The organism is Lysinibacillus sp. G01H (assembly GCF_028872195.1).
Classification (GTDB): Bacteria; Bacillota; Bacilli; order Bacillales_A; family Planococcaceae; genus Lysinibacillus; species Lysinibacillus capsici.
In genome coordinates this window covers 561,679-577,044 of sequence record NZ_CP118397.1, presented here as the reverse complement: position 1 = coordinate 577,044, position 15,366 = coordinate 561,679, and the positions used below count along the sequence as shown (strand labels likewise).

Annotated in this window: 11 protein-coding genes; all 11 read right to left on the bottom strand. The window is 39.9% G+C overall.

Features of this window, described 5'->3' with window-relative positions:
• Positions 1-8 precede the first annotated feature (8 nt).
• The 11 genes from icmF to PSR12_RS02790 all read right to left on the bottom strand — a co-directional run bounded on the left by icmF (position 9) and on the right by PSR12_RS02790 (position 15,279).
• Positions 9-3,257 (bottom strand): fused isobutyryl-CoA mutase/GTPase IcmF, encoded by a 3,249-nt coding sequence (gene icmF, locus PSR12_RS02840; RefSeq protein ID WP_016993587.1) that lies wholly within the window; start codon positions 3,255-3,257, stop codon positions 9-11.
• A 92-nt stretch (positions 3,258-3,349) separates the two neighbouring features.
• A complete protein-coding gene (locus PSR12_RS02835; RefSeq protein ID WP_004269438.1) occupies positions 3,350-3,982 on the bottom strand; it encodes a TetR/AcrR family transcriptional regulator in 633 nt (210 codons plus the stop codon).
• Positions 3,983-3,985: 3 nt separating this feature from the next.
• Positions 3,986-5,122, bottom strand: a complete 1,137-nt coding sequence (locus PSR12_RS02830; RefSeq protein WP_004269437.1) for an acyl-CoA dehydrogenase — start codon at positions 5,120-5,122, stop codon at positions 3,986-3,988.
• 127 nt (positions 5,123-5,249) lie between these two features.
• Positions 5,250-6,386 (bottom strand): acyl-CoA dehydrogenase, encoded by a 1,137-nt coding sequence (locus tag PSR12_RS02825; protein ID WP_221679346.1) that lies wholly within the window; start codon positions 6,384-6,386, stop codon positions 5,250-5,252.
• Positions 6,387-6,445: 59 nt separating this feature from the next.
• Positions 6,446-7,297, bottom strand: coding sequence for a 3-hydroxybutyryl-CoA dehydrogenase (locus PSR12_RS02820; RefSeq protein ID WP_004269435.1), 852 nt, complete (start codon positions 7,295-7,297; stop codon positions 6,446-6,448).
• Positions 7,297-8,502 (bottom strand): acetyl-CoA C-acetyltransferase, encoded by a 1,206-nt coding sequence (locus PSR12_RS02815; RefSeq protein WP_221679345.1) that lies wholly within the window; start codon positions 8,500-8,502, stop codon positions 7,297-7,299. The genes PSR12_RS02820 and PSR12_RS02815 overlap by 1 nt, the downstream gene beginning before the upstream one ends.
• Positions 8,503-8,698: 196 nt before the next feature.
• Positions 8,699-10,918, bottom strand: a complete 2,220-nt coding sequence (locus PSR12_RS02810) for a heterodisulfide reductase-related iron-sulfur binding cluster (RefSeq protein ID WP_221679344.1) — start codon at positions 10,916-10,918, stop codon at positions 8,699-8,701.
• A 361-nt stretch (positions 10,919-11,279) separates the two neighbouring features.
• Entirely contained in the window at positions 11,280-11,843 is a 564-nt protein-coding gene (locus PSR12_RS02805; protein ID WP_004231536.1) for a cob(I)yrinic acid a,c-diamide adenosyltransferase, read from the bottom strand.
• A 12-nt stretch (positions 11,844-11,855) separates the two neighbouring features.
• A complete protein-coding gene (locus PSR12_RS02800; protein ID WP_221679343.1) occupies positions 11,856-13,316 on the bottom strand; it encodes an adenosylcobinamide amidohydrolase in 1,461 nt (486 codons plus the stop codon).
• Positions 13,313-14,314 (bottom strand): FecCD family ABC transporter permease, encoded by a 1,002-nt coding sequence (locus PSR12_RS02795; RefSeq protein WP_004231533.1) that lies wholly within the window; start codon positions 14,312-14,314, stop codon positions 13,313-13,315. The genes PSR12_RS02800 and PSR12_RS02795 overlap by 4 nt, the downstream gene beginning before the upstream one ends.
• Positions 14,311-15,279: an ABC transporter substrate-binding protein gene (locus tag PSR12_RS02790; protein WP_221679342.1), complete on the bottom strand. Its 969-nt coding sequence runs from the start codon at positions 15,277-15,279 to the stop codon at positions 14,311-14,313. Before PSR12_RS02790 ends, PSR12_RS02795 begins: the two co-directional genes overlap by 4 nt.
• Positions 15,280-15,366 lie beyond the last annotated feature (87 nt).

Sequence of the window (15,366 nt, the reverse complement as noted above, 5' to 3'; positions counted from 1 at the left end):
AACCTTGCTTACATATTACGACGATATTGTCCGCCAACTTCATATAAAGCTTTTGTAATTTGCCCTAAACTTGCTACCTTTACTGACTCCATCAGCTCAGCGAAAATATTACCATTATTGACAGCCACTTCTTGTAGACGTGCAATCGCAGCTTCACTTTCCTCTTCATGTGCTTTCCAAAAGGCTTGTAAATTACGAATTTGCGTCTCTTTTTCTTCTGTCGATGCACGAGCGATTTCCATATTATCTATATCAGCATCTGAAGGTGGATTTGGGTTCAAGTAAGTATTAACACCAATGATTGGTAACTCTCCTGAATGTTTTAACATTTCGTAGTACATAGATTCTTCTTGAATTTTACCACGTTGGTATTGTGTTTCCATAGCACCTAACACACCGCCACGATCATTGATACGATCAAACTCTTCAAGAACCGCTTCTTCCACAAGATCTGTTAATTCTTCAACAATAAACGCGCCTTGTAGTGGGTTTTCATTTTTTGCTAGACCATGCTCTTTTGTAATAATCATTTGAATTGCCATAGCACGTCTTACAGATTCCTCCGTAGGTGTAGTAATGGCCTCATCGTAGGCGTTTGTATGCAATGAGTTACAGTTATCTTGTAATGCCATTAAAGCCTGTAATGTTGTACGAATATCATTGAAATCAATCTCTTGTGCGTGTAAACTACGCCCTGACGTTTGAATATGATACTTTAGCTTTTGAGCGCGCTCATTCGCACCGTATTTATCACGCATTACAATAGCCCAAATACGTCGTGCGACACGACCGATTACTGTATACTCTGGATCTAGTCCATTTGAGAAGAAGAATGATAAATTTGGTGCAAAATCATTGATATTCATGCCACGACTTAAATAATACTCTACATACGTAAAGCCATTAGCTAAGGTGAAGGCTAATTGGGAAATAGGGTTTGCGCCAGCTTCCGCAATATGATAACCCGAAATGGAAACAGAATAATAGTTACGTACTTTATGGTCTATAAAATATTGCTGAATATCGCCCATCATACGTAAAGCAAACTCTGTTGAGAAAATACATGTATTCTGTCCTTGATCTTCCTTTAGAATATCTGCTTGCACTGTTCCACGTACAACCTGTAATGTTTTTTCACGTGTCTCGGTAAACTCTTCAACTGTCAAAGTTCGTCCTAGCTCTTGCTCACGTAATTGAACTTGTTGATCGATTGCTGTATTCATAAACATTGCTAAAATAATAGGTGCTGGTCCATTGATAGTCATTGATACAGATGTAGACGGTGCACATAAATCAAACCCTGCGTAAAGCTTTTTCATATCTTCTAGTGTACAGATCGATACACCTGATTCTCCGACTTTACCGTAAATATCTGGTCGGTAATCTGGGTCCTCCCCATACAATGTCACGGAGTCAAAGGCTGTAGATAAACGTTTTGCATCATCATCCTTCGATAAATAGTGGAAGCGTTTATTTGTACGTTCTGGTGTTCCCTCGCCAGCAAATTGACGCTTCGGATCTTCACCCTCACGTTTGAATTGGAATACACCCGCCGTATATGGGAATTCTCCAGGAACATTTTCTTTATAAACCCAACGCAAGATTTCACCATAGTCTTCAAACTTCGGTAATGCTACTTTTGGAATTTTCGTGCCAGAAAGACTAGTTGTTTTTAAGATGGTACGAATTTCTTTATCGCGAACTTTAGTCACAAACTCATCACCAGCATAAGCTTCTTTTAATGCCTGCCAATTATCCAATATACGCTTGGATTCTGCTGTTAATTCATCTCTAACACCTTCTGCTAAAGAAGTAAGCGATGCCACAAGCGCATCATCTGGCGCTTTTTCTTGAACGGCGGCAATAGCACCTTCTAATTGGAATAGTCGTCGAGCAAATCCTACCTGCTGCTCTGTTTTTTTATGATAGCCACGGACAGTGTCCGTAATCTCACGTAAATAATAACGGCGATCGTTTGGAATGATAACATCTTGCTTTTGCGTTTTCGCAAATTGCTCATAGCTTGTTTCCCAATTAAAGCCTGTTTTTTCATTAATTATTTTAACGAGGGCGGCAAATAATGCATTTGTTCCTTTGTCATTAAATTGGCTAGCAATTGTACCGTAGACTGGCATGCTATCAAGTGATTCATCCCAAAGTTCACGTGAACGTTGATATTGTTTTTGTACTTGTCGAAGGGCATCCTCTGAGCCTTTTCGCTCAAATTTATTGATCGCAATAACATCTGCAAAGTCAATCATATCGATCTTCTCAAGTTGTGTAGGTGCACCAAATTCGCTTGTCATGACATACATGGATAGATCCGTGTATTTAGTAATTTCGGCATCACCTTGACCAATTCCACTTGTTTCTACGATGATTAAGTCATAACCTGCTACACGTACTACATCTAGCACATCACCAATTGATGCAGATAATTCAGTACGTGAGCCACGTGTTGCTAAACTACGCATATAAACGCGGTTATTAAAAATAGCATTCATACGAATACGATCCCCAAGCAATGCTCCACCCGTTTTTTGCTTTGTTGGATCAACGGATAGGATGGCTACACGTTTATCTGGGAATTCTTTTAGGAAGCGGCGAATCAGTTCATCCGTTAAGGATGATTTCCCTGCACCACCTGTTCCCGTAATCCCCATTACAGGCGTACCCTTTGAAAGCTTTCTTGCCTCTGCTAGCATTTCTTTCGTAGCTTCATCGTCATTTGACTCAGCTGCTGTTATTAGATTGGCTAAAATCTCAGGCGTCTCTGTCGTTAAAGCCTTTAATTTCTCTAAATAATTACCTGTTGCAGTCGGAAAATCTGTTCCTTTAATTTGTTCATTAATCATTCCTTGTAGCCCTAAAACACGGCCATCCTCTGGTGAGAATATCCCTGCAATACCATACGTATGAAGCTCTTTAATTTCACGTGGTAAAATAACTCCTCCACCACCGCCATAAATTTTAATATGTGGTGCTCCTTTTTCACGCAGTAAATCATACATATATTTAAAGTATTCCATATGTCCGCCTTGATAAGAAGAAACAGCAATCCCTTGTGCATCTTCTTGTATCGCAGCATTCACGACTTCTTCAACAGAACGGTTATGACCTAAATGGATTACTTCTACACCGCTCGATTGTAAAATGCGTCGCATAATATTGACTGAAGCATCATGTCCATCAAAAAGACTCGATGCTGTCACAAAACGTACGTGATTTTTTGGACGATATACTTCTACCTTTGTCATATGAAATCCCCACTTTCTCCCCTTATTGAATAAAAAAAGCCAGCAATTGCAATATCGCTATATGCAATTGCTGACAAACCCCTTACAAAATATTAGAACCCCTTTATGCCTGAAATGAACAAGGTGATTTGCATGTCAATGAATTCGTCTATAGAGTGCTGACGATGTAAAGCCCATTTGCGGAACGCCCAACTTTGTCCTGAAACAACTAAGTTATTGGCTGCTAAATGGATTTGCTTGTCTGTCATTGTTAGTTCGCCAGACTGTACACATCGCTGTAATAAGCGTTCAAATGTGGCAACCATTTCAAATTCTTTACTAAAGACATAGCGTTGTGCTTCTTTTGACAATGATTTTGTTTCTTGATACATGATTGTTAGCTCATCAACCATACTATCGATTTGCAGGAAGTATTCCCGGATCATTTCTTTTAGCTCATCAATTGTTCCTGCTTTAATCTCATAACTTGAAAGACGCTCCATCGCATGGTGATAGATACTGTCACAAACAAGGTATAGAACGTCTTCTTTCGTTCGGATGTATTCATACAACGTACCGATACTAAAGCCTGCAGCTTTTGCAATCTCTCTCGTCGTGGCACGGTGAAAGCCTTTTTCTTTAAATAGCTTAATAGCTCCTTGAATCATTTGTTCACGACGAATGGCGATTAGATTTTCATCTTTTACGGTTGACTGTACTTGGGGCCTTTTATCTTTATCAGTCATCAATTATTTCGTTAGCATACGCGAGATAACAAGACGTTGAATCTCCTGCGTACCTTCGTAAATTTGTGTAATTTTAGCATCACGCATAAAGCGCTCTACAGGGTAATCTTTTGTATAACCATAGCCACCAAATACTTGAACCGCCTCTGTCGTTACACTCATCGCTGTATCGCCAGCCATTAATTTCGCCATTGCAGATGCCTTACCATATGGTAGGTTATTAGATTCTAACCATGCCGCTTGGTATGTAAGAAGTCGAGAAGCCTCTATTTGCGTTGCCATATCAGCTAATTTAAAGGAAATGCCTTGATTTGCAGTGAGCGGTTTACCAAATTGCACACGTTCTTTGGCATAGTCAACTGCTGCATCGAGTGCTCCTTGTGCAATTCCTACTGCTTGAGCTGCAATACCATTACGTCCACCATCTAGTGTCGTCATGGCAATCTTAAAGCCTTCCCCTTCAGCCCCTAATAGATTTTCCTTTGGAACACGACAGTTATCAAAAATAATCTCTGTTGTTGGAGATGAACGAATTCCTAATTTCTTTTCTTTCTTCCCTACAGAGAAACCTTCAAATCCAGCTTCCACGATAAATGCGGATGTGCCATGTTTTGCTTCTGGATCTGTTACTGCAAATACAATATATGTATCTGCTACTCCACCGTTCGTAATAAAGATTTTTGAGCCGTTTAAAATATAATCATCGCCATCACGTTTTGCATAAGTTTTCATGCCACCCGCATCAGAGCCAGAGCCAGGTTCTGTTAAACCATATGCACCAATATGTTTGCCTTCAGCCATTGGACGAAGGTATTTTTGTTTTTGTTCTTCTGTACCGAATTTGTAAAGTGGCCAACCTGCCAGTGAAGTATGTGCAGATAAAGTTACCCCAGTCGAGGCACAAACACGTGAAAGTTCCTCAACAGCTATGACATATGCAAGGTAATCAAATCCTGCACCACCATATTCCTCAGGCCACGGAATACCAGTAAGCCCAAGCTCCGCCATTTTGTCGAAAATCGCACGGTCAAATTCTTCATTTTCGTCACGTTCAGCAGCTGTTGGCGCCACTTCATTTATAGCAAAATCACGAATCATTTCACGTAATTGTTCATGCTCTTCTGTTAACTGAAAGTTCATTGTCCATTTCCCCTTTTTAGTTAGACTCTGTTTTGTATTACCTGATTATGGTTAGTTTAGATTAGGAGCGTTTTCCCCTCACTCTGGAACGGTACACATCACTTTGTACCATTCGCAATATCAGGCTTTATTTCAGTAAATGTTTACTAATGACTAGTCGTTGAATCTCACTTGTACCTTCATAGATTTCTGTCACCTTTGCATCGCGGAAATAGCGCTCTACTGGATAATCTTCCGTATAGCCATAGCCGCCAAATATTTGAACAGCCTCTATTGCCGTTTGTACCGCTGTTCGTGATGAGAAAAGTTTAGCCATTGAAGCTTCTGCTCCACATGATAAACCTTTTGCTCGTAAATCGGCTGCACGATAGACTAACAGTTTTGCAGATTCAACTGCCGTTGCCATATCCGCAAGCTTAAATCCAACACCTTGTTGCGTGGCAATCGGCTTGCCAAATTGAATGCGTTCTTTAGCATAGGCAGTAGACGCTTCTAGTGCCGCCTCAGCAATTCCTAACGCTTGTGCTGCAATGCCGATTCGTCCAACATCTAAATTGGCCATCGCAATTTTAAAGCCTTCTCCCTCTTCCCCAAGTAGGTTGTCAGCTGGAATGCGACAATTATCGAATGTCAGCTGAACTGTACGTGAGCCGTGTAATCCCATCTTATGCTCATCTTTTCCGATGATTAAACCAGGCGTTCCCTTTTCAACAATAAATGCTGAGATACCCTTTGTTTTTTCAGCTGGGTTAGTTGAGGCGAATACAATATACACATCAGCTTCTCCACCATTTGTAATAAATACTTTGGAGCCGTTAATCACATAATCATCGCCATCACGCACTGCCTTAGACTGTAAAGAGCCAGCGTCTGAGCCTGCACTTGGTTCTGTTAAACAAAATGCGCCTAAATATTCGCCTGTTGCAAGCTTTGGTACATAACGTTTCTTTTGTTCGTCATTCCCAAAGTAAATAATTGGATTCGTTCCAACTGAAGTATGGACGGATAAAATAACACCCATTACAGCGCTTACTTTTGATAGTTCATTAATCGCAATAATATAAGATGTAAAATCCATGCCAGAGCCACCTAAGTCTTCTGGCGTCGTAATCCCCATTAAGCCAAGTTCACCCATTTGCTGTAGAAGTTCACGTGGAAATTCTCCCGCTTCCATTCGCGCCACCCATGGTTGAATTTTTTCCTGAGCAAATTGACGAACCATATCGCGCATCATAATTTGCTCATCTGTAAATTGCAAATGCATCTATAATGTCACCCCTCTAAGTTGTCCCGAAACATCTAAATAACCCCATCCCCATAGGATTACTCGTAAACGTAAAAACCTCTTCCTGATTTCTTACCTAGCCAGCCAGCTGCAACGTATTTACGTAGCAGTGGGCAAGGGCGATATTTACTGTCTCCAAGACCCTCATGTAAAATTTCCATGATGTAAAGACAAGTATCTAATCCAATGAAATCTGCCAATGTTAATGGCCCCATTGGATGATTCATACCAAGCTTCATCACATCATCAATTGCTTCTTTTGTCGCCACACCTTCGTAAAGTGCATAAATCGCTTCATTAATCATCGGTAGTAGGATTCGGTTTGAAATAAATCCTGGGAAATCATTCACTTCTACTGGTGTTTTCGATAATTTAACCGTCATCTCTTCAACAGCTTTGTACACTTCATCTGTTGTTGCTAAACCTCGAATGATTTCAACAAGTTTCATAACTGGTACAGGATTCATAAAGTGCATACCAATTACTTGCTCTGGACGTTTTGTTACTGCTGCAATTTCTGTAATAGGCAGTGAAGATGTATTCGTAGCTAAAATAGCATGGGCTGGCGCAATGCCATCAAGTTGCTTAAAAATGGATTGCTTAATTTCCATATTTTCCACAGCTGCTTCAATAATAATATCTACATCACTAGCATCCTGTAAATCTAGTGACATACTAATTCGACTTAGAACAGCAGCCTTCTCATCTTCTGTTTTGCGCCCTTTTTCTACATCACGTGACAAATTTTTGGTAATAACCCCTAAACCACGCTCAAAAAATTCTTGTTTGATATCGTTCAATTTCACATCAAAGCCTGCTTGTGCACAAACTTGGGCAATACCAGAGCCCATTTGCCCTGCACCAATGACCATTACCTTTTGAATTCCCATTAGTTCAGTCCCCCTGTTTTTGGTACTTCAATCATAATTGCATCACCTTGGCCGCCGCCTGAACAAATTGCGGCAATGCCAATGCCACCGCCACGACGCTTCAATTCCTGTGCAAGTGTTAATATGATACGTGCTCCAGATGCCCCAATAGGATGACCTAAAGCAACTGCACCGCCATTAACATTCACTTTTTCTGCATCTAAATCTGCCAACTGCTTGCTGACTAAAGCTACCGCTGCAAAGGCTTCATTGATTTCAATTAAATCAATATCTGCTAATGATTTATTAGTCTTTTTCAGTAATTTATTAATAACAAGACCTGGTGTTTGTGGGAAGTTTTCTGGCTCAAGCGCAAGTTCTTCGTGACCAACGATTACTGCCAATGGTTCTCTACCTTCACGTTTTGCACGTTCCTCACTCATGACAACAAGTGCACATGCACCGTCGTTAACCCCAGGTGCATTACCTGCTGTAATCGTGCCATCTTTGTCAAAGGCTGGTTTTAGCTTCGCCAGTACCTCCAAAGATGTTCCTGCTCTTGGTGCCTCATCTGTATCAACAATAAGTGGATCACCTTTCCGTTGAGGAATCTCTACTGGTACGATTTCTTCAGCAAAGTAACCTTTTTCAATTGCGGCTAGCGCACGTTCATGACTGCGTACTGACCAAGTGTCCTGTTCTTCTCGACTTAGCGAGAACTCTTTAGCTGTTGCATTACCATAGCTACCCATATGCGGTCTTGCTTTATCGAAAGCACATGTTAAGCCGTCATATAGCATGCCATCTACCATTGTAGAATCTCCCATACGCAAACCATTTCGACCATTCAGAAGATAATATGGTGCATTGGACATAGATTCCATGCCACCCGCAATAATCACTTCTTCGTCCCCTAAACGAATCAATTGATCTGCTAATGTCACCGCACGCATCCCTGAAGCACAAACTTTATTGATTGTTTCTGTTTTTACTGCTGTTGGTAAATTTGCCTTCAGAGCAGCCTGTCGAGAAGGAATTTGCCCCTGTCCCCCTTGTAAAACCGAACCTAAAATTACCTCATCCACTTGCCCAGGTGCAAGATTTGCTTTCTCTAATGCCCCTTTAATTGCAATCGCACCTAAATCACTCGCATGTAATGCTGATAATGAACCTCCAAATTTACCAAATGCAGTTCTTGCCCCTGCTAAAATTACAGCTCTATTCAAGTAAAACACCCCTTTTGTTTTACGTTCTCGATGAAGCTGCAAAGCATTATTGACTGAACGCTCGCTCGACTTCTATCGAGGAAAAATGGGAGTTTATTATCTCAACTCCCATTCCCATTTAATCTTATTCTACAAAACAATTTTTTATTGTGCAATTTATATTTTTCAGATAACTAAAATATTTCTGCAATAGCAATCATTTTTCTGCGTTCGCTTCCGTATTCTCGTCTTGTTGAGCATTTTCTATAGACGCTACCACTTCTTCGTATGTTTCTTCTGTTTCTTCGGAAGAAGGATTAACTGCCTTTACTTTTTCACCAAACACTGAACGTTCTAGTAATTCTGCAACATCAAATGTTCCAATAGAGTCTTCAACCTCTTTTGCCTTTGTACCATCTTCTAGCATTGTTAGGCAGTAAGGACAGCCCGATGAAATAACTGATGCATTTGTTGCAAGAGCCTGTTCTGTTCGAGCTACGTTAATGCGATTTCCTACATGCTCTTCCATCCACATTAATCCACCACCAGCTCCACAGCACATCGCTGTTTCGCGGTTACGTTCCATTTCAACAAGCTTCACGCCAGGGATTCCTCGAAGGATCTCACGTGGGGCATCATATACATCATTGTAGCGGCCTAAATAACAAGAATCATGGAAAACAATCGTTTCATGAACCTCATAGTTTAGCGCTAGACGATTTTCCTCAATCAACTGATTTAATAACTCAGTGTGATGATACACTTCACCTTTCCAACCAAAGTCTTGATATTCATTTTTAAAGATATTGTAGGCGTGAGGATCGATTGTTACAATTTTCTTCACGTCATTTTTCTCAAACTCATCAATATTTGCTGTAGCTAGCTCTTGGAATAAGAATTCATTCCCTAAACGACGAGGTGTATCCCCAGAGTTTTTCTCTTTATTACCTAAGATTGCAAACTTCACACCAGCTTCGTTTAATAGACGGCAGAATGCTAAAGCGATTTTTTGAGAGCGATTGTCGAAAGCTCCCATCGAACCAACCCAGAATAAATACTCCATTTCCTCGCCAGATTTTTTCAGCTCTTTTACAGTTGGAATTTGGATTGTTGGATCTAGATCACGCCAATTTTCTTTTTCCTTGCGGTTCAAGCCCCAAGGATTACCTTGTCGTTCGATATTCGTCATTGCACGTTGAGCATCAGGATTTACTTTCCCTTCAGTCATTGTTAGATAACGACGTAGATCAATAATTTTATCAACATGCTCATTCATTACAGGGCATTGATCCTCACAGTTACGACATGTCGTACAAGCCCAAATTTCCTCTTCTGTAATGACATCGCCAATTAAAGATGGACTGTAGATATCCTCAATTACAGCACCTTCAGCACCAGCTGCCATTGCAAGCTGATTACCCTTTGTATTGGCAAAGAATTGATAAGGAACCCATGGTTTTTGCTTTGTTACGACTGCGCCCGTAAATGTTAAATGGTCACGCAATTTTACGATTAAATCCATAGGAGACAGCATTTTCCCTGTTCCTGTTGCTGGACACATGTTTGTACAACGTCCGCATTCTACACAAGAATATAGATCGAGCATTTGCTTTTGTGTGAAGTCCTGTATGCGTCCTACCCCAATAGAAGGCATATCCTCTTCGCTTTCAGCATTTTCTAAGGCCTCAAAATCAATTGGTGTTAATGTACCCGTACGATCTAAACGATTCATGTAAACATTAAGCGGACTGACAATTAAATGGAAATGTTTAGACTGCGGTACGTATACAAGGAATGTTAATAGAATTAAAAGGTGTGCCCACCACATTACATAAAACACACCAGCGGCAACTGATGTAGGTAAGAAGCCAAAAATAGCAGCAATACTTGAAGCAACTGGCTCCGTATAAGTTAATCCCTCACCATGCCAAATTAATCCCATACCATTAGCGATTAATGTAGATACCATTAACCCCCCAATGAAAATTAATACAAGGCCGTTTTTCCATCCTCGTTTTAGACGCACTAGCTTTTCAACATAGCGGCGGTAAAATGCCCACACTACCGCGATTAAAATCATTAAAACTACTAGTTCCTGGAAGAATGTAAAGACACCATAGAAAATGCCTAGTGGCAGATGTGACTCTGGTGCTAGTCCTTTCCAAATTAAATCAATGGCCCCTAACTGTACCATCAAAAATCCATAGAAAAACATAACATGTATTAAACCACTCTTTGGATCCTTTAATAGCTTATTTTGACCAAATACATTGACCATAATATAACGAAGTCGTTCTTTAACACTTTCATCAAACTCAACCTTTTTCCCCAATTGCACATACTTATAGCGTGTTTTCAACAGGTAGAAGAACAATCCTACTGCATAAAGCACAACCACGACTGTTAAGACAATGTTAGCAATTAATAATGGACTCATGGTTGGTCCCCCCTTTAGTTTGTCGTAATTTTCTCTCTTTGTGACGAATTTGCTAGTTCATACAGAAATGTACTTCACTTTATCATTATATTCCTATTCTAATAAATGAGTGAGCATTCAGTCAACATAAAACGGAAATATTTCTGATAATTTTATATTCTTACATTTTACAAGAAAAAAAGCCACCCTGAATTTTTTCAAAGTAGCAATTTTTACTTTCCTTACCTTTTGTACTTAGTTGGATGTCGCATATTCAGTAGACATTTGAACATCTGCTAAAATTGCATACAAACCTATACCGCCCCGTAGCTTAATACCTAGCAATTCATTTTTTGTATAAAAACATTTACTAAATTAAACTTTATTTTTTAAAAACATTCCCACTGCGGATATATTCAACATCTGCAACGTTTAAGCGAGCATTTACAACACGTGCAGCTGCAAATAAATAATCCGATAAGCGATTTAAATATTTTTGTACAACCTTTGGTACATCTTCAACTTCTTTCATGAGTGTCACCATCTCACGCTCTGCTCGACGTGCAACCGTGCGTGCAATGTGTAAAGTTGCCGCTGCTGGTGCACCTCCTGGTAAAATAAAACGTTGTAAAGGTGGTGCTTCGTCTGATAAAGCATCTATACGAGCTTCAAGTACTTCAATCGGTTGCTCTGTTAATTTATAATGACGTTCTTTCATCACATTAGCAAGGTCTCCACCAGCATCGAACAGCTCATGCTGAATTGTCTCTAGGTCTGTTAAAATATCCTTAAAAAGCGCTTGATCTAATTCACTTACAGCCTTCCCAATAAAGGAATTTAATTCATCAATTGCCCCATATGTTTCCACACGTAAACTATCTTTATCAACCCGTCCTCCAATAAGACTTGTTTTCCCCGTATCGCCTGTTTTCGTGTAAAGCTTCATTTCTCTCATCTCCTAAAACTGATTTTTGTAATTCCTAATCGCCTGAACTGTTGTTTCATAGACACCCTTTGCAATTATTTTACCAACTTCTGTAATTGGGCCACCATACAGCATTTCTTCCCCTTTTTGAGTTGCAGCAATTAACAGACTATCTGTAGCAGTACCTGTTGCAATAGTTCCACTTCGTTCATCACGAATATTTTCTGATTGCAACGCCTTTGTTTTTGCCTCAGTTGCTGTCATCAATGCCTGAAAAAATGCCTCTTCCGATAAACAGCCATTAATGATAACCCATGTATTAATAGTACCAATATATGGATCATCTTGTCTTTCATGGACTCGAGATACATCAACTGCATTGCCTACGCCAGCAGTTACAGCTACGATTATACTGCCAAAAGGTGCTGAAAATTCATTGATGGCCACTAGAGCTGTTGGTACTGCGGTTAGCATAACAACAGTATTGGTAGGTGAAAAATTTTCCCTTTTTAAAAATTCTTTAACTTCTCGTTTCACATCGCTGATGACATAATCCCCAGGAACTGAGCGATTTAATAAGCAATTATGCCAGCCTATACCCGGGTTATGAACTGCCGAAGATACGATCTTCAAAGGAAGCTCTGATTGAAGTTGGATATATTGTTCAGTTATCATAAAATGCTCTTTTTTGATGACAGCTCGCTGTTGGTAGTCTGTAGCTGCGGGCATCATTGTAATTTGAGGTTTTGGTATTTCAGGATGAGCATATGTAGTCACCCGTGCTTGATAAACTTCTTCAATTTGGGAGGCAATTAATACTTCATGTGGTGCACCAAGTGCTCTCATTCGTCCGCTTTCCATCAGCAATAATTCATCACAATAAAGAGAGGCTAAATTCATATCGTGTAGTACCATAACAACCGTTAAACCACACTCCATCGCTTCCTTCCGAACCATATCTAAAATTTGACGTTGGTGGGCAATATCTAAATGATTAGTTGGTTCATCCAGTAATAGTATTTCTGCAGTTTGAGCTAAGGCTTGTGCTACAAATACTCTTTGTTGTTCACCACCAGATAAAAATTCCATTGGTGTATGCTCATATCGCTTTACACCTGTTTGTAGCATAGCATGTTGTACAGCCTGTTCGTCCTGTTCAGACCAACTCGAGAAAAAGCCTGTTTGATGCGGATAGCGCCCCAGTGAAACTGCCTCTCTCACACTGTTTGAGAAAGCATTTGCATGAAGCTGTGGTAATACAGCCATTTTTTTTGCCAAAGCACGAGCATTATAAGAAAGAATATTTTGTCCATCAATCGAAATGGTTCCAGCAGTAGCTGGTAAAATACCACTCATTACTTTTAATAATGTAGATTTCCCGCTACCATTCGGCCCTAGAATACCAAGAATTTTTCCTTTTTCAACAGTAAAACTAATGTCCTTGACGATTGGTACATCTTCATAGCCACCTGATAGCTGTTCAACAATAATCATGCCCGTACCCCCTTACTTCTTCGCTGCTTATAAAAAATATAGGAGAAAACAGGAGCTCCAATAAATGCCGTAATAACACCAATTGGTAGCTCTCTTGGCACAATGATTGTTCGTGCTACTAGGTCGCAAATAATGAGTAATGTTGCACCATTGAAAAAAGATAATGGTAATAAATGGCGATGATCAGAACCCCAAATCATCCTTGTCATATGCGGCACCACTAATCCTACAAAGCCAATTGTGCCAGAAACCGCTACAGCCGCTCCAGTGAGCATGGAGCCACCTGCTAATATCAAATATTTACTGCGCTTCACATTAACACCTAAATGTTTTGCCCGTTCTTCACCATACAACAAAACATTTAGTTCTCTTCTTTGTGTCCATAGCATAATTGAACCTACAATCACAAATGGAATGATCATTTGGACATATGGCCAACCACGCATCGAAACAGAACCAAGTAGCCAGCCTATTACCTGACGTAATTCTTCACCAGATAAGGCAATCATTAATGAAATAAGGGAACCTAAAAATGAACTAAAAATAACACCTGTTAATATCAACGTTTCCATTTTCAATGAGCGGTCTACGAGTCTAGCAAAGCTCATAACAACTACCATCGTGATGATAGCACCAATCATACTGAAGGTTGGCAGCGCATACAAACCGACAACAGGTATAGAAATACTAAAAAAGATCGTTAAAACAGCACCAACAGATGCCCCTGATGAAACCCCTAGTGTATATGGATCTGCTAATGGATTTTTTAATAAACCTTGGAATGCTGCTCCAGCAATAGCTAGAGATGCGCCTACTAGTCCCGCTAATAACACGCGAGGCAAACGAATTTTCCAAAAAATATTGGCGGCTGTTTCATCAACCGCCTTATTCCATAATACTTCTAATGGAATATGAACTGAGCCTATCGCTACGCCACACCAGATGCTAATAAGAAGAAGCGTACATGTTAGTGTATAGGCTAGTGCTATTTTTTTCACTTAAATACCTCAGGATAGATTGCTTTTGCTAATTCTTCTAGACCTTCTGCTAAACGTGGCCCTTGACGACTTGTTGTACTTTCATCTACCTGCACAATCGCATTATTTTTTACGGCATTAATCGTATCAAAGCCCGCCCGTTTTGGTATTTTCGTTAAAATATCTGGTACATAATGATATGTCACCACGATGACATCTGGATTTTTTGCGATAATTTGTTCTGCATCAATTTTATACCAATTATCGCCATCTACAGCTACATTCTCTGCATTGATCATTTCAAGCATCGCGTTCATAAACGTACCATTGCCAGATGTATAAATATCTGGCTCATCTGATGCTTCAACTAACACTTTTTTGGGTTCAACATCCTTGACTTTAGACAAAACTTCTTCTACTTTCGCCTTCATATTAGCAACAATTTTTTCTGCCTCTGGTAATTTCCCTGTAGCACGTCCAAGTTGCTCAATTGTTGTATATGTTTCATTAAAGTCTTGTGCATTTCTTACTACAAAAACTTTCAAACCTGCTGATTCAAGCTGTGCAATAGCCTCTTCTGAAAGAGACATGCTAGATTCGTGTGAAAAAACGATATCTGGTTTTAAGGCAATAATTTTTTCAATATCGTACTCCATACCGCCAACCTTATCCTTCTCAGCTGCCTCTGGCGGATAATCGTCGTTGTCAGTAACACCAACTATTTCATCATTTAAACCTAGTCCAAAAAGGATTTCAGTATTACTCGGAATAAGTGAAACAATTTTCTCAGGAGGTGCTTCAAGTGTAATGTCCTTACCAAGGGCATCTGTTATCGTCATTGGGAATGTTGCTTCATCCACCTGTGCTGTTTCTTGCTGTGTTTGCTGCTCGTTAGATGACTTGTTATCTTTTGCTTCCTGCCCACAAGCAGCTAGCAAGCCTACTGCTAAAAATGCTGATAATCCTATTTTCCAAAATTTCTTCATGTGAATCCTCCTTCGTTGGTCCATGCGACATTTCGCTTTATTTTGCATCAAAATAAAACCCCTCATCTTTGAACGATGAGGGGGCAA

Excerpts from the sequence above, each read along its gene's own strand:
- icmF (WP_016993587.1), bottom strand. The coding sequence starts at position 3,257 with ATGACAAAGGTAGAAGTATATCGTCCAAAAAATCACGTACGTTTTGTG.
- PSR12_RS02835 (WP_004269438.1), bottom strand. The coding sequence starts at position 3,982 with ATGACTGATAAAGATAAAAGGCCCCAAGTACAGTCAACCGTAAAAGAT.
- PSR12_RS02830 (WP_004269437.1), bottom strand. The coding sequence starts at position 5,122 with ATGAACTTTCAGTTAACAGAAGAGCATGAACAATTACGTGAAATGATT.
- PSR12_RS02825 (WP_221679346.1), bottom strand. The coding sequence starts at position 6,386 with ATGCATTTGCAATTTACAGATGAGCAAATTATGATGCGCGATATGGTT.
- PSR12_RS02820 (WP_004269435.1), bottom strand. The coding sequence starts at position 7,297 with ATGGGAATTCAAAAGGTAATGGTCATTGGTGCAGGGCAAATGGGCTCT.
- PSR12_RS02810 (WP_221679344.1), bottom strand. The coding sequence starts at position 10,918 with ATGAGTCCATTATTAATTGCTAACATTGTCTTAACAGTCGTGGTTGTG.
- PSR12_RS02805 (WP_004231536.1), bottom strand. The coding sequence starts at position 11,843 with ATGAAGCTTTACACGAAAACAGGCGATACGGGGAAAACAAGTCTTATT.
- PSR12_RS02800 (WP_221679343.1), bottom strand. The coding sequence starts at position 13,316 with ATGATTATTGTTGAACAGCTATCAGGTGGCTATGAAGATGTACCAATC.
- PSR12_RS02790 (WP_221679342.1), bottom strand. The coding sequence starts at position 15,279 with ATGAAGAAATTTTGGAAAATAGGATTATCAGCATTTTTAGCAGTAGGC.